Annotated in this window: 18 protein-coding genes and 1 pseudogene; 11 read left to right on the top strand and 8 right to left on the bottom strand. The window is 38.8% G+C overall.

The features are described from left to right. Positions 1-8 precede the first annotated feature (8 nt). Positions 9-644 (bottom strand): SOS response-associated peptidase family protein, encoded by a 636-nt coding sequence (locus CSB87_RS01935; protein WP_000332602.1) that lies wholly within the window; start codon positions 642-644, stop codon positions 9-11. Positions 645-660: 16 nt separating this feature from the next. Then, positions 661-1,509, bottom strand: coding sequence for a hypothetical protein (locus tag CSB87_RS01930; protein WP_000698499.1), 849 nt, complete (start codon positions 1,507-1,509; stop codon positions 661-663). A gap of 510 nt (positions 1,510-2,019) precedes the next feature. Between CSB87_RS01930 and CSB87_RS01925 the strand changes: the two genes are divergently transcribed. Both CSB87_RS01925 and CSB87_RS01920 read left to right on the top strand, forming a co-directional pair. After that, positions 2,020-3,183: an MFS transporter gene (locus tag CSB87_RS01925; protein ID WP_079377036.1), complete on the top strand. Its 1,164-nt coding sequence runs from the start codon at positions 2,020-2,022 to the stop codon at positions 3,181-3,183. A 147-nt stretch (positions 3,184-3,330) separates the two neighbouring features. Next, positions 3,331-3,834, top strand: a complete 504-nt coding sequence (locus tag CSB87_RS01920) for a hypothetical protein (protein WP_002049607.1) — start codon at positions 3,331-3,333, stop codon at positions 3,832-3,834. Positions 3,835-3,888: 54 nt separating this feature from the next. Here the strand turns inward: CSB87_RS01920 and accC are convergent, their stop codons facing one another. From accC to CSB87_RS01900, 4 genes are all read right to left on the bottom strand, one after another. Beyond that, complete coding sequence (gene accC / locus CSB87_RS01915; RefSeq protein ID WP_002049609.1) at positions 3,889-5,259, bottom strand: acetyl-CoA carboxylase biotin carboxylase subunit; 1,371 nt, start codon at positions 5,257-5,259, stop codon at positions 3,889-3,891. A 16-nt stretch (positions 5,260-5,275) separates the two neighbouring features. Next, positions 5,276-5,695 carry an acetyl-CoA carboxylase biotin carboxyl carrier protein gene (gene accB, locus CSB87_RS01910; RefSeq protein ID WP_000354611.1) on the bottom strand — a complete coding sequence of 140 codons (420 nt, stop codon included), beginning with the start codon at positions 5,693-5,695 and terminating at the stop codon, positions 5,276-5,278. Positions 5,696-5,712: 17 nt separating this feature from the next. Then, on the bottom strand, positions 5,713-6,168 hold the full coding sequence (aroQ, locus tag CSB87_RS01905; protein WP_000099412.1) for a type II 3-dehydroquinate dehydratase: 456 nt from the start codon (positions 6,166-6,168) through the stop codon (positions 5,713-5,715). A gap of 235 nt (positions 6,169-6,403) precedes the next feature. After that, positions 6,404-7,732, bottom strand: coding sequence for a Y-family DNA polymerase (locus CSB87_RS01900; RefSeq protein ID WP_006581337.1), 1,329 nt, complete (start codon positions 7,730-7,732; stop codon positions 6,404-6,406). A gap of 219 nt (positions 7,733-7,951) precedes the next feature. Between CSB87_RS01900 and CSB87_RS01895 the strand changes: the two are divergent. Then, positions 7,952-8,052, top strand: a pseudogene (locus tag CSB87_RS01895) (hypothetical protein). Between the two features lie 14 nt (positions 8,053-8,066). Here the strand turns inward: CSB87_RS01895 and CSB87_RS01890 are convergent. Together CSB87_RS01890 and CSB87_RS01885 are read right to left on the bottom strand one after the other, a co-directional pair. Then, on the bottom strand, positions 8,067-9,077 hold the full coding sequence (locus CSB87_RS01890; protein WP_004886803.1) for an ABC transporter substrate-binding protein: 1,011 nt from the start codon (positions 9,075-9,077) through the stop codon (positions 8,067-8,069). Further along, on the bottom strand, positions 9,078-9,668 hold the full coding sequence (locus CSB87_RS01885) for an ANTAR domain-containing response regulator (protein ID WP_004886807.1): 591 nt from the start codon (positions 9,666-9,668) through the stop codon (positions 9,078-9,080). It abuts the gene before it with no gap. Between the two features lie 384 nt (positions 9,669-10,052). On the opposite strand from CSB87_RS01885, the gene CSB87_RS01880 reads away from it, so the two are divergent. The 8 genes from CSB87_RS01880 to CSB87_RS01845 all read left to right on the top strand — a co-directional run bounded on the left by CSB87_RS01880 (position 10,053) and on the right by CSB87_RS01845 (position 21,961). After that, positions 10,053-10,394 (top strand): hypothetical protein, encoded by a 342-nt coding sequence (locus CSB87_RS01880; RefSeq protein ID WP_006581338.1) that lies wholly within the window; start codon positions 10,053-10,055, stop codon positions 10,392-10,394. Positions 10,395-10,405: 11 nt separating this feature from the next. After that, complete coding sequence (gene nirB / locus CSB87_RS01875; RefSeq protein ID WP_004886812.1) at positions 10,406-12,952, top strand: nitrite reductase large subunit NirB; 2,547 nt, start codon at positions 10,406-10,408, stop codon at positions 12,950-12,952. A 12-nt stretch (positions 12,953-12,964) separates the two neighbouring features. Then, the gene (nirD, locus tag CSB87_RS01870; protein WP_004886815.1) at positions 12,965-14,587 is read left to right on the top strand and encodes a nitrite reductase small subunit NirD; all 1,623 of its coding nucleotides are present in this window, start codon (positions 12,965-12,967) and stop codon (positions 14,585-14,587) included. Between the two features lie 18 nt (positions 14,588-14,605). Further along, entirely contained in the window at positions 14,606-17,386 is a 2,781-nt protein-coding gene (locus CSB87_RS01865) for a nitrate reductase (RefSeq protein ID WP_004886817.1), read from the top strand. Continuing rightward, positions 17,383-18,012, top strand: a complete 630-nt coding sequence (mobA, locus tag CSB87_RS01860; protein WP_004886820.1) for a molybdenum cofactor guanylyltransferase — start codon at positions 17,383-17,385, stop codon at positions 18,010-18,012. Before CSB87_RS01865 ends, mobA begins: the two co-directional genes overlap by 4 nt. Before the next feature lie 150 nt (positions 18,013-18,162). Beyond that, the gene (locus CSB87_RS01855; protein ID WP_004886823.1) at positions 18,163-20,436 is read left to right on the top strand and encodes a molybdopterin-dependent oxidoreductase; all 2,274 of its coding nucleotides are present in this window, start codon (positions 18,163-18,165) and stop codon (positions 20,434-20,436) included. Between the two features lie 229 nt (positions 20,437-20,665). Further along, entirely contained in the window at positions 20,666-21,706 is a 1,041-nt protein-coding gene (moaA, locus tag CSB87_RS01850) for a GTP 3',8-cyclase MoaA (protein ID WP_079377781.1), read from the top strand. Then, the gene (locus CSB87_RS01845; protein ID WP_001187656.1) at positions 21,707-21,961 is read left to right on the top strand and encodes a MoaD/ThiS family protein; all 255 of its coding nucleotides are present in this window, start codon (positions 21,707-21,709) and stop codon (positions 21,959-21,961) included. Positions 21,962-21,964 lie beyond the last annotated feature (3 nt).

Genomic DNA, 21,964 nt, shown 5'->3' with positions numbered 1-21,964 from the left:
CAACGGTGCTAATTTGCACTTTTTTTTGGTTTTGGGAAGTAGTCTGCAGTAAATTCACCTAAGGGCATTTCAAAGAAAAATTGATCAGCATCTTCTTTTTTGCAGTTCAACCAGTCTTCTCGATACTCTTCAGGAATTACGATGATAGATCTCTTTTCATCTTCTGGCTTATGAAACTGTGACATAAATGGGTGGTCGTCTGCATTGATAGTCAGCATAGACATTGATCTAACTTGCCGCCCATCAATGACAGTAGAATCGTAAATAGCAGCTACTGTAAAAGGTAAGCCATCCTCTCGAAAAATCCCCCATCTTTCCGCTTTACCATTCACATACCTAGGCTCATAAATTTTTTCTACAGGTATTAACGCGAATTGGCTTTTAGCCCAAGCATGTCGGAAACTCGGCTTTTTATCTACCGTCTCAGTTCTAGCGTTATATGTATACTTTGAGAATTTTAAGTCATGGTTCCAAGGCGGAATCATACCGAACTTTACTTGCCGCCATTCGATATGGCCATCTTTGGAAAATATAAGAGGGCAGTCGTAACCAGGATAAACATCGGCTTTATAGTCGAACGTAGGTTCGAAGAGATCTAGTAGATGTACTCGGTCTTTTGATATTGGTTCGTAATTAGCGCACATAGTATTTACTCACTATTTATGCTCTATTAATTTCACTAATCTTAGCGCTTAATTGCTTATAATAACTATCCATTAAATCGTAATATTCTTTGTATGTTTTACGTACAGATATCATTTCTCCTGATTCCTTATCCATTTCCATATTAATACCAGTATTATCATAATGATAATTAAAATTAGAATATTGGCTTTCAATTTGCCTTTTTTGTGGAGATCCTTCTGGAAAGATTATAGTAAAATTAGAGTCAACCCATCCGTTACCTAAAGGCTGCTCTTTTAATTGATAATAGATAAGAGAGTAGCAATCACTAATAATTTGCTTATTTATATATAGAAAATCATTTGCAATTCCATAATATTCATTAAAAAGTTTCTTTAACTCAGTATCTTCATTGTAATTTAGATACCTTTCCATGTGTAAATAAAAGTCATTAAGACATTCATCTGAAATTTTAAGGGGACGGCGGAATAAAGAGTGAGCAAGATAATATGTATGATCTTGACTACCTACCTCATGAATTTTTATTACTGCTTGACAAATTGGATAAATTTTATTTTTAAATCTAATTAAATTTTCCTCACAAGAGTTCAACAATGTTGAATCAGCTTCAAAGTTTTTTTGGTATCTCCATGAATTTAATAACAGGATTGCTATAATAGGTGCAATCAGTGTAGCGGACCAAACAAACATATTTGAAACAACACTAGGTATCTCTTTTTTATCTGTTTCACAAAACGTTGTAAGTGCTAAGCCAATACATAAAGCGAAGCAGACCAAGACTATATAGAAAATCAAACTAAGTGCAATTGTTTCAGCTAGTTCATTTGACGTAATTTTATTTTTTAAAAAGTTTAATATTTTCATTAAGCTAATTTCACTGTATAAAAATCAATTTGGTAAAAGCTAATATTTAAATCAGTTTGGCCCAACTATCTACATGATCTGCCCACCATTACATCATCTATTTTTAACTTTTAACTATACTCATTACTATATAATTATTCTGCAAGCCTAATGACCAGCCGATCTCTTTATAGAATGGCTCACCATATTTGATTGTGTGCTCTATGTAAAAATAGACCCAGTCTTTCATAACCTTACTTTACTCAATATTCCTGTTAAGAAGCCAAACTCAACCATGGACTGATAATAATTCATTTCTATCCTATTCAAAATGATAGAATTACTTAGGTTTGAAAGTTGGGTGTGTTTTGCTTAAAAAGCATGCAGTCTACAAATTTTTTTAAATTAATTGAAAAATAAATTTGTAGACTGATTTGTAGACTAATGAAATGCAAAATACAGCATTGTGGTACAAGCGGATGCAACTTTAATTATGTTTAACTATTTGAAAATGCAAGATAAAGCAACCGAATGCAACCATTAACAATTACAGCTAGACTGTCAGGATTCTACTTTTTTTACTATTCCATCGTTGGCACATTCATGCCGTATTGGAATTTATATCTTCAAGATCAAGGGTTTAATTATCAGCAGATAGGTATCTTATCATCTATTGCTATTGTGACGCGATTCTTTGCGCCTTTAGTTTGGGGCTGGATCGCAGATAAATCTGGTAAAAGAATGCTTTTGGTGCGGCTCGCAACTTGGATGGAAGCTTGTATATGGTTGGCTATCTTTATAGTTCCCAATACATTTCAATCTGTCGCTTTACTTATGCTTATTTTTAGCTTTTTCCAAAATGCAATTTTGGCTCAGTTTGAAGGGGTAACCTTATTTTGGTTGGGCGACCAAAGGGCAAAACTTTATGGAAAAATTCGAAAATGGGGATCGGTCGGTTTTATTGTAGGTGTGTTTACCATAGGTGCAATTTTAGAAATTATTCCAATCTCTATGTTGCCTATTTTATTACTCATAATAGCATCGCTTGCATTTATTTGGGCTTTTACGATTCGTGAACCAGAAGGGGCTCCTACTTCACAAAAGTATTTAGAACCTTTATTGCCTGTGTTAAAGCGTCCAGAAGTTGCTGCTTTTTTTACTATTGAATTTATTCTTCTTTTTTCACATGCCCCTTTTTATAGTTTTTATAGCAATTTTCTAAAATCTTTAAATTACAGTACCACTGAAATTGGCTTTTTATGGGCAATGGGAGTGATTGCTGAAATTGTGATGTTTGCATATGCCGCTACGTTTTTTAAATATTTTTCGTGGCGTAGTCTTGTTGCCATGTGCTTAGTTTTAACAAGCATACGCTGGTTGTTGGTGGCTCTCTTCTCTCATTATTTTATAGGTCAGTTATTTGCACAGTGCTTACATGCTTTTAGTTTTGGCTTGTTTCATCTTATTGCAATGCGTCTCATTTTTCAGAACTTTTCAATAGGGCAGCAAGGTCGAGGTCAGGCTTTTTATAGCACCATGTGGGGACTTGGAGTTGCCTTTGGAAGTATTCTAGCTGGTCATTATTGGAAAATTCTTACTGGTGAGTATATTTTTATGATTGCTGCATTAGTAGTGCTTCTAGGTTTGTGCTTTGTATTTTGGCTACCAAAACAGATTGAAAAGCCAGCTTCTTAAGTCAAATGTTGCTAAAAATTGTTAGGGATGAGTAGTTAAAGATAAAAATTGTTTGATGAGAAGTATCGGTTCGTTACGGTTGAAAAATATTGTTTTTATATGGTTATGAAACAATGTTTTTCTAAAAAAATGTGCTAACTTAAACCCATGCGTTTAATGATTAATAAATCTATGAAAAATATTTATATTATGGGATTATTATTGGCTTGTTCTGGTTTTGCTATGGCTGAGACAGTGACTCAACAGCCAACTGAACAGCCCGTACGCACTGCTAGTAATCCTAACGCTATACGTATTGTTACGCGTCCTGAAATTATGGGATTGTGGGGAATGGAGATTCCAAATAATAAAAAATGTGTAGAGTACTATAATTTCCGTAGTAGTAATGATGTGGTGATTAAAAGCGGTGAAGAATGGTCATATGGTATTTATGAATATCAACCATCTGATGACCCTAAAGAGCAGTTATCAGCTCTAGTGATGCAGATTAAGTTTGATAATAATAAAGTTGATTGTTCTGGTCAGCAGCAAGATCAGACTGGTGATGTTTCCCAGTATTTTGTGCAATGGAAAAATGACCATACCATCAATTTCTGCTCAACTGCTAAAGGCGAGCAATGTTTTGCAACACTACGTCGCATGTTGCCATAAATTTGAATTAATAAAAAAAGCCTCTTATGTAAGAGGCTTTTTTTATTATGCATATTATGCAGTTTCAGCTTTCTTTTCTTCTTCCACTTTTTTCAACAAGTGTTTTTCAAGGTAATGGATGTCCATTGCTTGTTCGCAGAAGTTTTTATCTTGCAAGATAAGATCTTTATGTAAAGGAATATTGGTTTTAATTCCTGTAAGAATCATTTCGTCTAACGCTTGACGCATACGGGCAAGCGAAGTTTCACGATTTTTACCATGAGAGATCAATTTTGCAATCATTGAATCATAATAAGGTGGAATGCTATATCCAGGATAGATATGAGAATCTAAACGAATACCTGCACCGCCTGGCGCATAAAAACTTTCAATTTTGCCTGGTGAAGGTAAGAAAGTGGTTGGATCTTCGGCATTGATACGACATTCAATGGCATGACCACGAACTTCAATATCTTCTTGTTGAAGCTCTAAGCCTAAACCAGCTGCAATACGTAATTGCTGTTCAATAATGTCAACACCAGTCACCATTTCAGTTACAGGGTGCTCAACCTGAACACGAGTGTTCATTTCAATAAAGAAGAACTCGCCGTCTTCGAACAAGAATTCAAATGTACCAGCACCACGATATTGCATTAACTGACATGCATTAACACAAGCTTGTAAAATATCAGCGCGTGCTTGTTCTGGTAGATTTGGAGCAGGAGCTTCTTCTAACACCTTTTGGTGACGACGTTGTAATGAGCAGTCGCGATCATATAAATGAATCGCATGGCCGTTACCATCACCTAAAACTTGAACTTCGACATGGCGAGGTTTTTGTAAGAAGCGTTCCATGTACACGGTATCATCGCCGAACCACATTTCTGCATCACGTTGAGCTGCTTGAACTGACTCAAGTAATGTATCTACGCGTTCAACAATACGCATACCACGACCACCACCACCAGCTGCCGCTTTAACAATAAGCGGGAAACCGATTTCTTTAGCTTCAGCTAAAGCATTGTGGATAGTTACTGCATGGTCACAACCAGGTACTGTCGGTACACCAGCTTTTTTCATTGCAACAATTGCAGAAACCTTATTACCCATTAAACGAATATGTTCTGGGCGAGGGCCAATGAATGTGAAACCTGAGCTTTCTACAATTTCAGCAAACTCGGCATTTTCTGAAAGAAAGCCATAGCCTGGGTGAATTGCATCAGCACCAGTAATTTCTGCAGCAGTAATAATTGCCGGGATATTTAAATAGCTGTCACTACTTGCACCCGGACCAATACATACTGCTTCATCAACGAAACGTAAATGCATCAAATCTTTATCAGCATCTGAATAGATACCGACAGTTTTGATTCCTAATGTTTTGCAAGCCCGGGTAATTCGTAAAGCGATTTCACCACGGTTTGCAATTAAAACTTTTTGCAACATAGTTGTCCCCGAGGTATTACGCGCGATAACGGAATAAAGGTTGACCGAATTGGATCACTTCACCATTTTTCACTAAAATTTCTTCAATCACGCCGCTTTGAGTTGCTTCAATCGGGTTCATGATTTTCATTGCTTCGATAATACCCAAAGTCTCACCAGCAGATACTGTTTGACCTACTTTAACAAATGGTGCTTCGCCTGGGCTTGGAGCAGCATAGAACACACCAACCATAGGAGAAGTTTCAACTGCTCCACGTGGTGTTTTTGCAACAGGTGCTTCAGCAACAGGAGCTGCCGGAAGTGCTACACCAGCCGCAGCAACGACAGGATTGCGACGAGTTAAAGCGATCGATTGATCACCTTCTTTAACTTCAATCGCTTGCAAGTCAGACTCAATCATTAAATCGATGAGTTTCTTAATTTTGCGGATATCCATGGGCGACTATTCCTGAACTAGTTTGGGTTAGATGGTTGAATTTTTTCAATAGCGTAATCGAGAGCAAAGCTGTAACCTTTTGCGCCTAGACCACAAATCACGCCAATTGCTTTGTCTGATAAATAAGAATGATGTCTGAAAGCTTCACGTGCGTGGACATTTGATAAATGTACTTCAATAAAGGGAATAGCAACGCCCAGTAAGGCATCGCGTAAAGCAACTGAAGTATGAGTGAGAGCAGCAGGGTTAATAATAATCAGTTTTACGCCTTCTGTTTGTGCCTGATGAATACGGTCAACAATGGCACCTTCCCAGTTGCTTTGAAAAGTATCTAGTGTAATAGAGGCTTGTTCAGCTTGAGCAATAAGTTGTTGGTTGATATTGTCTAGGGTAAGATGACCATATACTTCTGGTTCGCGTTTTCCCAGCAAATTCAAATTCGGTCCATGAATTACCAAAATGGTCGAACTCATTCAGATTGCTCCAGCTCTAAAGTTGCAAATAATCTTTGCAAGATGTCTGCAAAGTTTGCTTATTATGGCATATGTTTCTACAAGTTTTTTATAATTTCTTTTAATTGTCGCAGAAAGGGTACACCAAATTCGGCTTATATATTGTAAATTTTGCGACGAATTAGCAATGTTAAAAAATGACAAAATTTCAAGTAATTTAACGGAGCTTATTTTAAACCGAATTGACAAAAACAGTTCATGTATTTTGTGTAACGAGGTCGTGAGCATCTTCAATCGTTAACATTTCATTCCAGCGAGTTAGGTAATTTTTTGAGCGATGGCATTGTTTCATTTGCCAAGATGGGTTACGTGAGTGATAGCCGACTTGTAAGTAATGACTACCAAAACGCTTACGGACTATACCTAAAGTTTCCATCAATTGTTGTCTTTGATGAATAAGTTCTAAAGGCTGCCATAAATCATCAATATGTTGCTGACGTGCATGTAGACCACAAAATAACACGCCAATTTTTATGTAGCTTTTATTTTCTTTATATAAAACATCGATTTGCTGCATTGCGGCTTTTGTTAGTATACATAAATCATCTGTTGCATAATGAAGGCCAATTGCCTGAGATGTGGCTTTTTTATAGGGTGGTTTGTCGGTTTTTTCATAAAGCATAACTTGAACACAGGCACAAAGTTGTTCTTGTTTCATTAAACGGCGATGTGCCCGGTTAAGGTGAAAGATAAGTGCTTGTTTAATAATCTCAATACTGGATAAAGCTTGAGCAAAACTTCGTGATGCTAAAATCCGTTTAGTCGGAATAGCGGGATCGTCAAGTTGAATACAGGATTGGCCTTTTAGCTCACGAATGGTACGTGCCATGACCACAGAAAATGCTTTTGCCATATGGTGTTCATTGGCAAAAGTTAAGTCTAGGCAGGAGTACACTTCATAACTTTGTAGTTGTTTGACCAATTGATAGCCAATTCCCCACACTTCTTTGACTGATGTGTGCTGCATGAGATCTTCCATAATTAATGGATCTAAGGTGATAAAATTACAAATTCCCCTAAAACTTTTAATTTTCTTAGCATAGTGATTGGCAAGTTTTGCTTGTGTCTTTGAATATCCAATACCAATACAACAAGGTAAGCCTAACCATTTTAGGAGGGTGTTTCTCACTTCACTGCAGTAATCTGATATATCAATAGACTGAAGGTAAGGGGTGAGATGAATAAAGCATTCATCTATAGAGTAAGCTTCTAAGTCATCTGGAGAGAAAAAGTCACCGAGGACAGCAAAAAAGCGACGAGACATCTCGGCATATAAAGTGTAGTTGCTTGAATAAACTTGAACACCAGCTTTTAAAGCATCTTTTTCAATTTGAAACCAAGGTATTCCCATCTTGATACCTAAAAGTTTTGCTTCTTCGCTACGTGAAACAACACAGCCATCGTTGTTAGATAAAACAACTACAGGTTTATCATTGAGTTTAGGGTTGAAAAGTCGCTCACAGCTGACATAACAATTGTTAATATCAACCAGTGCATAAACTTCGCGGTGTGAGATTTCTCTCATCATTTCTTTGCCCCCAATTTATTAATCCAAAATACATATTTTGAATTTGTAACATAATCAAGTTAACAAAATTACAGACTAATATCTAGGGGAGTTCAGGTTGTTCGTCGAAATTATAAAAAGGATGCAAGACTGCTGAATTGTCAGTTATTGATATGGAAATGTCTGAAAATGATAAGTTTTAGTTGGTTATGATCGGAAGCATAAGAACTATATTTAATGGATGAGTTGAGTCTTTTAAATGTAGTAATGCGTATAACGCATTTGTCTTATGGGTCTTTCAAGCTGTCTTTGTTAATAAAGACAGCTTTTTTTTATAATGTGCTTAAGTTTTTTAGAGTTTGGCTTGATTGTAGCAATCGAGATTAATGCATTGTGTACTCAGTTCTATGATTTGAGCAGGGGCTAATTGAAGTTTTTCCCATTTTTGCATTTGTTCAAATAACCAATAAAAGTCTTCTGGTTGCGGGGCAGCATTTTCTTTAACCAAATACTTAACAATATTTTGAATCATATAGTATTTATCGACATGTACTTCTTCCGAGCAATGAAATCGGACAATCCCAAACTCGACCAATAACTTTAAGACAGGCGTAAAATCTTTTAAATTACTCAATTCTTTTTGGGCTTTCATAATTGCCCCTGTAAGTGCAACTAAGGTTTGAGGGTGTTGTTCGGCCCATTCTTGAGTTACTGCGAGAACTTTATCTGCCACATTGGGAATAATGTCCTGACTTGAGCAAACCATTTTACTTAAGCCTAAAAGTTCTCCTTGTGTATTCCACGGCTCTCCCACACAAAAACCATCAATCACATGGTTATCTAAAGCTTCGACCATATACGGTGGCGGAAGTGCCTTGAGTTTGAGCGTTTGAGCTATTTTAGAATCTGCCAACGCAAGCCATTCTCTTAAACAATAATGATGGATTGAATGTTTAAATACATGGGCTAAGGATAGAGCATTATCTTCTTTAATGTAGCTCGTCACTTTTTGGGCGGTAGTTTGTGCATTATCATTCTCTTGAATAGCCAGTTGATGGGTTAATTTTTGGCTTAAGCTAATAAAGGCACGGTTTTTACTTAAAATAAGAGGGGTTTGCAGTGCAATACCAATTTGGTCTGCACCCACAGCTGCAGCGGGTAGCATAGCAGATAAACAATGTGCAGCATCTAATAAACCAAAAGCTAAACGGTCGCGTAGACTTGCCCATGATGCTTCTTTGACTAGGGTAACATCTAAATCGACTTCTTCGAAGAAACCTTGCTGCTTTGCCCACAGTAAAGCGATGCAATCAAGTAAAGGAATATAGCCGAGTTGCAATTGAGTCTTTTCTAATTTGCTCATTTATTCATCCTTTAGTTGATCATTTAGTAATTTTTGAGCGTCAAGTAAACGCCGTGCCATTTCTCCAATCGTTATACGGTGACTCATGGCATTTTTTCTGAGTAATTGAAAAGCCGTATCTTCAGGTAAGCCATGCAGTTGCATGAGTAGCACTTTGGCCTTTTCAACATCTTTACGATCTGCCAGTTTGGTTTGAGCTTCTTTTAAGTCACCTTCGAGCTTTTTATGTTTTTTATATTGCTCAATTGAAATCTCTAAAATGGTATGTAAGCGGGCAGGGTCTATGCCGTCTACAATATAAGCCGTTACACCTGCATCTATCGCTTGTTTGATGGTGTCTTTATCTGAATTTTTAGTGAATAGAACAGTTGGTAGGTCATAGCTACTCACACAACTTTCAATAATGTCACGATGAGGATGATCCATGTCGAGCAAGATGACATCGGCTTGTAAATCTTCAAGACAGAAAATATTTAAGTGGTCCAAAGTAAGGCAGGCCACCACTTCAAAGTCATTTTCAAGCAGACTGTTTTTTATATAGTCGGCCCGTGCATGATCATCATCGATAAGAGCTATTTTGAGTTTTGGCATAAGTTCAGAAAATCAGGCTAAGAAAATGCGCCAATTCGACGCGTTTTTTGTTATTAAGTTTTAAGCAAGATTAGTGCCATCCAAATTTAAACAAAAAATCAGGCATGAGTGGTCCTTTACTATGTTAAAGCATTGTTTTGATCGATATTGGTGCAAAAATACGATTCATTTTGTGGCAAAACTTATTTTTGTTTAAACCATATAGAGGAGCAGCAATAGTGCAGGAAAAATTAAATCTTCTTTATGGATGAAAAGGTATTTTAGTTTAAATAATTGAAAATAATAATAAAAAATTATTAATATTAATCTTAAAAAGAATTGGCATGCAAAATGCTTAGTTAATTACAGGTCGAAGACGACCATAAGTTTTAAAGACGGCCAACGATGTCCGTTCTGATCGAATTTGTGAGTGCAACTGCACACATAAAGAATTTACGTTCAGTCGGAGTGAAGGTTATGTCTTTATTTTTATTGCATAAAAAAGTTACATCTGAATTAACTAATTTTTCAGTTCCAGCGATGCGAGCCTTCTCTATGAGGGGGCTCGCTTTTTTTATTTGTTTTTATGACTTTGCTATGCATTGGGTGTCGTCAACGAGTGGAAAAAATGGATTCCAAGCAGCTATACGCTTTGTGATGTTGATACGTTTCTCGGTAGAGCACAAGGCAAAACAACAATGTCTATTTGAGAACGTAAGAACGCAGCTTAAAAGCAACGTGATTTGAGGAGAAACACTATGAAATTGGTAATGATTGGTCATGGTATGGTGGGCCACAAATTCATCGAAGCCATTTTAGAAAAAGCAGATGATGAACTGGAAATCACAATTCTCGCAGAAGAGCCTCGTATCGCATATGACCGCGTACATTTGACTGAATACTTCTCAGGGAAATCGGCAAAAGATTTATCTTTAGCACGTTTTGATTTTGCCGATGCGTATGGCATCGACCTACGTTTAAATACTAAAGCAGTGGCGATTGATACAACTGCACAAACCGTAACAACCAATCATGGTGATGTGATTAGTTATGACAAGTTGGTGCTGGCGACTGGTTCATATGCATTTGTTCCGCCAATTCCGGGTAATGACCGTGAAAACTGTTTTGTTTACCGTACTATTGAAGACTTAGACGCGATTCGTGCAGCGAGTCTCAATGCAAAAACAGGTGTAGTAATTGGCGGTGGTTTACTTGGACTTGAGGCAGCCAAAGCTTTACGTGATTTAGATTTAGAAACGCACGTTGTTGAGTTTGCACCACGTTTGATGGCAGTTCAAATTGATGACTTAGGGGGCAAAGTTTTACGCCGTAAAATTGAAGATTTAGGTGTAAAAGTTCATACACAAAAAGCGACTCAGTCTATTGAGTCTGGTGTAAATACCACTCATGTGATGAAGTTTGCCGATGGTAGTGAACTCGAAACTGATGTGATTTTATTCTCTGCGGGGATCCGCCCACGTGATGAGTTAGCGCGAAATAGCGGGCTTGCGATTGGTGAGCGTGGCGGTATTGTAATTAATGATTATTGCCAAACATCTGATCAAAACATTTATGCCATTGGTGAATGTGCGCTTTGGCAAAATAAAATTTATGGCTTGGTTGCACCGGGCTATGACATGGCGCGTATTGCAGCAAAACATATTTTAGATGAAGAGTGTCATTGCTTCGCTGGCGCAGACATGAGCACCAAGTTGAAACTGATGGGTGTTGATGTTGCTTCGGTCGGTGATGCACATGCCATAACCCCAGGTGCATTAAGCTATTTCTATGCAGATGAACATGCACTGGTTTATAAAAAGATTGTTGTAAATGCCGACAAAACCAAATTGCTTGGCGCGGTTTTAGTGGGCGATGCCAAAGAATACAACGAACTTTTACAAATGATGTTGAATGGTCTGGCTTTACCGGAAGTGCCTGAAAGTTTAATTATGCTGGGTTTTGAGCAATCAGCAGCAAAATCTGGTGGTAGCGGAGTCGATTTACTGCCAGACAGCGCGACCATTTGTTCATGTAACAACGTATCAAAAGCAGACATCTGCCAAGCAATTAGCGATGGTTCGACCTCTTTAGGTGCATTAAAGAAATGCACCAAAGCAGCAACAGCATGTGGTGGTTGTGCACCATTAGTGACTCAAGTATTGAAGTCAGAGTTACAACGTCAAGGTGTGACTGTTAACAATCATATTTGCGAACACTTCCCGTACTCGCGTCAAGAGTTGTATCACTTGGTCCGTGTCAATGAAATCAAGACATTTGATGATTTGATTCATCAACATGGGCACGGTTTAGGTTGTGATATTTGTAAACCAGCGGCAGCAAATATTTTGGCATCTTGCTGGAATGATTTCGTACTTAAGCCAAGTCATGCAGGCTTGCAAGACAGTAACGACTACTACCTAGGTAACATTCAAAAAGATGGCTCTTACTCAATTGTACCGCGTATGGCAGGTGGAGAAGTCACTCCGGATGGCTTAATTGCGATTGGTCAAATTGCAAAGAAATATAACTTATACACCAAAATTACTGGTGGTCAACGTGTTGATATGTTTGGTGCCCAAGTTCATGAACTTCCATTTATTTGGGAAGAGTTAAATGCTGCGGGCTTCGAGTCTGGTCATGCCTACGGTAAGTCGTTACGTACAGTGAAATCTTGTGTGGGTAGCACTTGGTGCCGTTACGGGGTAGATAACTCGGTTGGTTTAGCGATTGAACTTGAAAACCGCTACAAAGGTTTGCGTTCACCGCATAAATTGAAAATGGCAGTGTCTGGCTGTACACGTGAGTGTGCAGAAGCGCAAGGTAAAGATGTAGGCGTGATTGCCACTGAAAAGGGTTGGAACCTTTATGTATGTGGTAACGGTGGTATGAAACCGCGTCATGCAGAATTACTTGCATCTGACCTTGATAAAGAAACACTGATTCGTTATATCGACCGTTTCTTTATGTTCTACATTCAAACGGCAGACCGTTTACAACGTACCAGTGTATGGCGTGACAACATGGAAGGCGGTCTAGACTACCTTAAATCTGTGATCGTTGATGACTCTCTTGGTTTAGCCGCCGAGCTTGAGCGCCGTATGGAACACATTATTGGTACATATCAAGACGAATGGCGTACAGCTGTCGAGAACCCAGAAGTTCGTAAACGCTTCCAAACCTATATCAATGCAGGAGCGAATGAACAAGCTGATCCGCACATTCAATTTACAACTGAACGTGGTCAAATCCGCCCATTAACCGAAGCTGAACGTTCAGAAGACCGTATTCCAATGGTTGAAGCATAAAGGGGAACTTATATGAATATTGTACAAGACAAAAATATGCTTCCTGATGATCAGTGGATTGACGTTTGTGCACTCGATGATTTAACTCCAAACACTGGTGCAGGAGCGCTAGTGAGCGGTCAAGCGGTTGCAATCTTCCGTGTGGGGCATGAAAAACGTGTTTATGTACTAAGCAATAAAGATCCGTTTAGCTTAGCAAATGTGATGAGTCGCGGGATTATTGGTGATTTACAAGGCGAACGCGTGGTTGCATCACCAATTTATAAACAACATTTCAGTTTAGCTACGGGCCGTTGTTTAGAAGATAAAGACCAAAAATTGGCGGTTTACCCGAGCAAAATTGTTGATGGCCGTGTTTGGATCAATGCGGTGCCGCAAAAAACTTATATTACCAATACAGGGGTATCACAAGACAAACTTAGACTGGTGCTGATCGGGAATGGTTTGGCAGGGATGCGTTGTCTGGAAGATTTACTTGATATGGCACCAGACCGTTATGAAGTTACGGTGATTGGTGAAGAACCATGGGGTAACTATAACCGTATTATGTTGTCTCCGGTTTTATCGGGTGAGAAAACCATTGAAGACATTATGTTGCATCCACCAAAGTGGTATGACGATAAAAGCATTAAATTTATTGCCGGTGATAAAGCCGTAAAAATTGATCGCCCACGTAAAGTGGTTTACACCGAAAAAGGCAAGACAGTTGATTATGACCGTTTGATTCTGGCAACAGGCTCGGCACCATTTATTCCACCAGTTCAAGGTGTTGACCTAAAAGGTGTGTTAACTTTCCGCGATATTTATGACGTTAACACCATGATTGAATACTGCGATTCAAAAACTAATGCAGTCGTGATTGGTGGCGGTTTGCTGGGTTTAGAAGCGGCGTATGGTTTAAAACAACGCGGTATGAATGTCACAGTATTGCATTTGATGGACCGTATTATGGAACGCCAACTTGATGGTCGTGCGAGCCAGTTATTACGTCATAGCATTGAACAAAAAGGTATTCATATTATTACCGAAGCCAATACAGAAGCGTTAATTGGTGATGAAAACGGACATGTGAAGCAAATCCGTTTGAAAGATGGCACAGTGTTAGATGCTGACCTTGTGGTATTCGCTGTGGGCATTCGTCCAAATATTGCTTTGGCACAAAGTGCTGGTTTACGTTGTAATCGTGGTGTATTGGTGAATGACACCATGCAAACATTTGACCCAAGTATTTACGCGGTGGGTGAGTGTATTGAACACCGTGGTCAAACTTTTGGTTTGGTTGAGCCACTATGGGGCCAAGCTTTTATTTGCGCGACCCATTTAGCAGAGCACGGCAGCTTAACTTTTAAAGCACCCACTGTACCGACTCAGTTAAAAGTCAGTGGTGTCGATGTATTCTCGGCGGGCAATTTTGAGCCGAAAGATGATTATGAAGACATTATCCTGAACGATGAAAAACGCCAGATTTATAAACGCATTATTATTCAAAGCGATCGAGTAATCGGTGCAGTATTGTTTGGTGATACTGAAGATGGTATGTGGTATGCAGAGTTAATTGCAGACCAAACCCCTGTTTCTTCATTTAGAAATAAACTGCTATTTGGTCGAGATTTTGCATTAAAAAATGCAGGCTAAATAGGGAAAGGAGCAGTTATGAATAGTATTCCAAGCGTTGAAGTCGATAGCTCCGATCATGTTGCAAAAACAATCAAAACAACATGTCCATATTGCGGTGTAGGTTGCGGTGTTAGCGTAAACGTCCAACAAAAACCTCAAGGACCTGTGGTGCAAGTTGAGGGGGATGCTGAGCATCCTTCCAACTTTGGACGCTTATGTATTAAAGGTAGCCGTCTTGCGGATACTTTGGGGTTGGAAACACGTCTACTTCAACCCATGTTTGGTCGTAAGCCACATCGGACTGTAACGACATGGGATGCAGCAATCAATAAAATTGCCGATAAATTCCAGTCTTGTATCGACAAATATGGTCGTGACAGCATTGCATTTTATGTTTCAGGTCAGCTTTTGACTGAAGACTATTATGTGGTGAACAAGTTTGTAAAAGGCTATTTGGGCACTGCAAATATCGATACCAACTCACGGCTTTGTATGTCATCTGCGGTGGCAGGTCACAAACGTAGTTTCGGTGAAGATATTGTGCCTGCAAGTTATGAAGATTTTGAACATGCAGACATGGTGGTTTTGGTTGGTTCCAATACCGCATGGTGCCATCCTGTACTGTATCAACGGATTATGCAGGCTAAAAGCCACAATCCAGATATGTTTATTGTGGTGATTGACCCACGTTTTACCAGTACTTGTGAGCAAGCGGATTTACATTTACCGATTTTACCGGGCCAAGATGTCGCATTGTTCAACGGTCTATTCCAATATTTATATCAAAATGGTCATGCCGATCAGGCTTTTGTTGATGCTTATACCGAAGGTTTGCAAGAGGTTTTGGCAAGCAGCGAGCCAGAAACTAATGTGGAATATGTGGCAAAGCGTACAGGAATTGCACTCGATAAGATGCAACAGTTCTTTGAGAAATTTGCGCAGACTGAAAAGGTAATTACGCTATTTTCAATGGGTGTGAATCAATCAAGTCAGGGCGTGAATAAAGCCAACAGCATTATTAACTGTCACTTACTAACAGGCAAAATTGGAAAGCTCGGCGCTGCACCATTTTCAATGACAGGCCAGCCCAATGCTATGGGTGGCCGAGAAGTGGGTGGCTTAGCTAATATGCTGGCTGCCCATATGGATTTAGATAATCCCTTGCACCAAAAAGTAGTGCAAATCTTTTGGGACAGCCCATTTATTGCAACTCAAGCTGGCTTAAAAGCAGTTGATTTATTCCGTGCTGTTGAAGCTGGAAAAATTAAAGCCATCTGGATTATGGCAACCAATCCGGTGGTAAGTTTACCAGATGCTGATCAGGTGAAACGTGCTTTAGAAAAATGCGAATTGGTCGTTGTGTCAGATATCTGTGCCGATACGGATACTACGGCTTACGCCGATATTTTGCTTCCAGCTTTAGGTTGGGGTGAAAAAGACGGAACCGTTACTAACTCTGAGCGTCGTATTTCACGTCAACGTGCTTTTTTACCTGCGCCGGGTGAAGCAAAAGCAGATTGGTGGTCAGTGAGCCAAGTTGCGAAAAAATTAGGCTTTAAAGGTTTTGACTTTACGAGTGCTGTTGATATTTTCAATGAACATGCGGCTTTGTCAGCACAAGATAATGCGGACATTGAAGCACGTGAGCAAACTGATACGTTTCGTTATTTCAACTTAAAAGGTTTAATGAACCTAAGTGCTGCTGAGTACGATGTTCTGCAACCAGTGCAATGGCCAGTCTGGAGTAAAAATCAAGACGCTAAAGCTGTTCAACAACTGTTTGGCAAGGGCCAGTTTAGTCACAAAAACACCAAGGCAAAACTAATTCCGACTGTTGCAATTAATCCGGTACATGCAATTTCAGAAGATTATCCGCTCATTTTGAACACGGGGCGTATTCGCGATCAATGGCATACCATGACCCGTACTGGTTTGTCGCCAAATTTAACCAGTCACCGTGCTGAACCATTCTGTGAGATTCATCCAAGTGATGCATTAAAGTTTGGTGTACGTGATCAAGGTTTAGTAGAAGTTCGTTCGAAATGGGGCAGTTGTGTACTACGTGTAACCTTCTCATCAGGTGTCCGTCGTGGGCAAATTTTTGCACCGATTCACTGGACTGAACAGGTCGCATCCGATGCCCGTATTGGTAAAGTCGTTAATCCAGAAGTTGATGCAATTTCAGGTGAGCCCGAGTTCAAACATACGCCTGTAACTATTCAACCGTTCTATACCACTTGGCAAGGTGTGCTCTATATTCGTGAAGGATACGATTCTCATATTCAAGAATCGCTACATCACTGTGCATGGTGGACCAAAGTCAAAATGGTGAAAACCAGCCGCTATGAACTTGCAGACCGCCAAACTTTTCATGATACTCAAAAGAATCTGAAAAGCTTTTTGCCATTTGCCGATGAAACCTTTGAATGGTTAAGCATAGAAGATATTTCTTCACAACTGAGCCATAGTGTTATTTTGAAAGATGGCATTGTAATTGCAAGTCTATATATTGCACCGCCAGATTTATTGCCAGACCGTGACTGGGTAGCAAGTCTGTTTAAACGCGAACGTTTGAGCGCCTTGCACCGTAAAGCTTTACTAGCAGGTATGCCAATGTCGGCTACCAATAATGATGGGCCTTTGGTGTGTAGTTGTTTTAAAGTAGGTAAGAATAAAATTATCGAAGCAATAAAAACACAAAACATTACCCATGAAAAACAGGTTACTGCATGTTTAAAAGCAGGTGGAAACTGTGGTTCATGTTTACCTGAAATCCGAGGCTTGATTAAAGCTTGCCAGCAAGAGGTGGAAGTGTGAATAAGGGATATCCCGTAACTGATCTGGTCATTCTGGCGGGTGGACAAGCCCGCCGTATGAATGGTTTAAATAAGCTGTTGCAGCAATTCGATGGCGATACACAACTACTCAAAATTCATCAAAAATTAAAGTCATCTGTATCTGAAATTTGGGTGAATAGTCATCGTGATTATTCGATTTATCAAAGTATTGTGCCTGATATTAAATGTTTTCAAGATGATGCAGCAGGCTTTTTTGGCCCACTCATGGGAATGAAAAGCGCATGGTCACATGTAAAAGCAGATTATGTTTTGTTTATCCCTTGTGATGTGACCTACATACCTACGCAAGTCGTTGCGAAATTACACAGCGCACTTCGCAAAAATAAACAGGCCCAGGCAGCTTACGTTTCAATTAATGGAGATGCTTTATACCCATTTTGTTTGTTAAAACGTGAAAGTCTAGAGGTTTTAGAGCAGCAAATTGATAAGCAACAATTGAGTTTAAAAAATTGCTTTAAACTTTTACACGCACAAGTAGCCATTTTTCAAAAGCAAAACTTATTTTTCCATAGCATTAATTCTTTAGATGAACTTCAACAATACAAACAAATTAAAGCATTTAAAGAGATTTTTTCGACAAATTAGAACTTCAATCATATCGATTTAAAATTTACATTGATAATCTGAAATCATTTTTTAAATTTTGAGTTATTGACTGTTTAGAATTTAAGTTCTATTTTGGAACTTGTTGTTTTCATTCTAGCCAGATGTATAAAAATAAACGGAGCCAGAAAAATGATGGACGCAGCTCAGCAAAGTAAAACAGATGTGACCGCATGTATTTTATGTTCAAGAAACTGCGGTTTGAGCGTAGAAATTAAAGATAACCAATTTGTCAAAATTAAAGGTAATCCTGAGCATCCATTTTCTCAAGGTTACATTTGCCAAAAAGCCGCAAGATTACAGCATTACCAGAAACATGCAGACCGTTTAACCGCACCTTTAAAACGCCAACCAGATGGCTCATTTCAAGAAATTAGTTGGGATGTGGCGATACAAGAAATTGCTGATCAATTGGTTCAGATTAGAGATAAATTTGGCGGTACTGCTTTTGCTTCGGTTGGGGGCGGTGGACAGGGTAACCACCTCGGTGCAGCTTATGGTCGACAACTTTTACTGGCTATGAAAAGTTATTATGCATATAACTCACTTGCCCAAGAAAAAACAGGTGATTTCTGGCTCAATGGCCGCCTGTTCGGTAGTCAGGCTTGCCATACGACAGAAGATGTTGAGCATGCAGATTACGTACTTTTTATTGGGACGAACCCGTTTCAGGCACATGGTATTCCTAACGCACGAGACACGCTAAAACATATTAAAAAAGATCCGAACCGAACCATGGTGGTGTTCGACCCGCGTGTTACCGAAACGGCAAAACAAGCAGACATTCACGTACAGCTAAAACCGGGAACAGATGCTTTTTTAATGTCGGCCATGATTGCGATCATTATTAAAGAAAAGCTTTATGATGCAGCGTTTATTGAGCAGCACACACATGGGTTTGAAGAAGTAAAAGCTGCATTTAACCATGTCCCGATTGAAGACTATATTGCTAAAGCTGATGTACCTATCGATTTGATTTATCAAGTGGTTCGAGAGTTTGCCAAAGCAAAAAGAGGCTGTGTACGTATCGATTTAGGTATTCAACATACTTTGAATACAACATTAAATGGTTATTTAGAAAAGCTCTTATACTTGCTGACAGGGAACTTTGGAAAACAGGGTACCAATAATTTGCATACCATGTTTATTCCAATTTTGACCGATACGGATGAAAGAAAACCAAAATATCGACGTAGCGTTTACCATAAAATGTTCCCGATTTCCGGGTTTTTCCCGCCTAATATTTTACCCGATGAAATCTTAAAAGCAGGGGAAAAGCGAATTCGTGCTGTGTTTGTAGATAGTTGTAATCCACTATTAACTTACCCTGATACACCAGCTTTTGAGGAAGCCTTTAAAGCATTAGATTTGTTGGTGGTAGTTGATGTTGCGATGACAGAAACCGCGAGATTTGCACACTATATTTTGCCTGCTCATACTCAGTTTGAAAAATGGGAATTTACCGGTTTTAACTTGGAATTTCCTAAGAATGGTTTTCACCTGCGTCATCCCGTATTGGTTGCTCAAGCAAATACTTTACCGGAAGCCGAAATTTATACTCGATTACTGGAAGCGATGAATGCTATTCCGAAGAGTTTCCCAGTTTTAGAAAAAATAGCTGCGGTCGACTCGAAAAAAACTGCCTACTTACCATACTTGTCGGCGTTAGGACTTACCTTGGCACGACATAAAAAATATATCCCTTTTGCTGCTTCTATTATTTATCGAACTCTTGGCAAACGACTTGGCAATTCTGCAGATTCAGTTGCTTTTTTACTGCCGCTATCTATTCAATATGCTGTTTTACATACCAAAGCGGTACGCCGTGCAGGTTATAAAGGTAATCCGTTAACACAAGGTGTCAAACTATTTGAGCAGATATTAAAGCAACGTTCAGGTATGGTTTTATCGCAACATGAATATGACGAAGTCTGGAAACTGGTGGCTTATAAAGATAAGAAAATACGTCTTGCAATTCCCGAGATGTTAAGTGAACTCGCAAGCTTGAAAAGCCATAACGTTAATGTTGAAGAGTTTCCTTTCATCCTTTTGTCAGGTGAACGCCGTAGTTACAACGCCAACCAAATTTACCGTGACCCTGCTTGGCGAAAAGTAGATGCAGAAGGTGCACTACGTATTCATCCCGAAGATGCAAGGCACTTAAATGTAGATACAGGAGGGCAGCTTAAATGTATCTCACAACATGGAGAAATTCAGGTAACTATTGAGTTGGATGATGGGATGAGAAGAGGTGTTGTGTCACTGCCACATGGCTACGGTATGCGCTTTCAAAATGGAGAACCGATTGGGCCACAATTAAACTTACTTATTTCTGCTGAACATTGTGATCCATTGTCGAAAACGCCGTACCATAAATATGTACCCATCCGTTTAGAAAAGTGTTAGAAATAGAATCAAGTAAAACATAGATTTTACCGCGCTAACTTGAGATTTATTTTTTAATTGTTCTTAAGGTAGTGCGGTGAAAAGTCTATAAAAAATTTAAATATTATGGAAAATAAGTAGAGCTGGAACAAATTTTGCTATTAAAGAACAAAGCACTATTAAGATGCAATTTTTTGTATTTGATTGTTCATAATCGGTGCTCGCAAGATTTGAAATGTTCTCGATATGAGTGCAAATGATGAAACAATATCACTCTGAAAATGCGCCAAGCCTTCTGCAAGATCAATATGGGCGTATCAAGCGTAAGTTACGAATTTCTGTAACTGATCGCTGTAATTTTAAGTGTGTATATTGCATGCCTGAGCATCCAGAATGGTTAAATAAACAGGACTTGCTTAGTTTTGAAGCGCTCTTTCAATTTTGTCATTTTATGGTGCAGCAAGGTATCGAGAGTATTCGCATTACGGGTGGTGAACCATTAATGCGTCAAGGCATTGTTCATTTTGTTCGTGATTTGCAGGCCTTAAAAGCATTAGGTTTAAAACGTATATCGATGACTACAAATGGTCATTACCTTGCTAAATACGCTAAACAACTAAAAGACGCTGGATTAGATGATTTAAACATTAGTTTAGATAGTCTTGATTCAATTCAATTTAAAGAGATCACTAAGAAAAAGTTAGAACCGGTTCTTGAGGGTATTCAAGCTGCTAAAGATGAAGGACTGCCTTTTAAAATTAACTGCGTATTAATGAAAGATAAAAATGATAATCAAATCTTACCTATGGTGAAGTGGTCAATTTCTAATCATATTCCTTTACGTTTTATCGAGTTTATGCCGCTTGATGGTGATGCACTTTGGTCAAATAAAGATGTGGTAAGCGAGGCTGAAATTTTAAAGGTATTGCGACCGTATTATTCGGTACAAGTGATCGAGCAGCAACATGAGCCTGCGCGTCAATATCTAATTAATGGTAGCTACCATTTAGGAATTATTTCCACAATTACGCATTCATTTTGCCACCAATGTGACCGTATACGGCTTACCGCAAAAGGCGAATTATATAACTGTTTATTTGCGCCGCAAGGTTTAAATATTAAGCCTCAGCTTCAAGCACTGGTAAGCAAACAACATAGCCCAGAATACGGTATATATATCCAAAATTTAAAGAATTTGGTTCATCCTTATATCTGGCATAAAGCAAAAGGTTTCCATGCCTTACAACATCAACAAACCCGTAAAATCAGCATGCATATGCTTGGGGGATAAATGCAACAATCTATCCAAATTAAAGTCGAAGCATTTGGTGCAATTGAAAAATTGCTTCCTGAAAATCTTTTGTTAGTTTGTCCTAACCATAGTTTGGTTAAAGATGTATTAGATGAAATTGTTTTATTGCATCCGGAATCTACAAAAGCCATGGAAAAATGTGCATGTGCAATTGGTGATAATGTCATAACTAGACAAACTGTCTTAAGTGAGCCATGCACTTTGGTTTTATTATCACCCGTTGCTGGAGGATGAATC

The organism is Acinetobacter sp. AR_0276 (genome assembly GCF_003000705.1).
Lineage (GTDB): Bacteria > Pseudomonadota > Gammaproteobacteria > Pseudomonadales > Moraxellaceae > Acinetobacter > Acinetobacter nosocomialis.
Note: the sequence above shows the minus strand (reverse complement) of the source record. Positions and strands in the feature narration are given on the sequence as shown.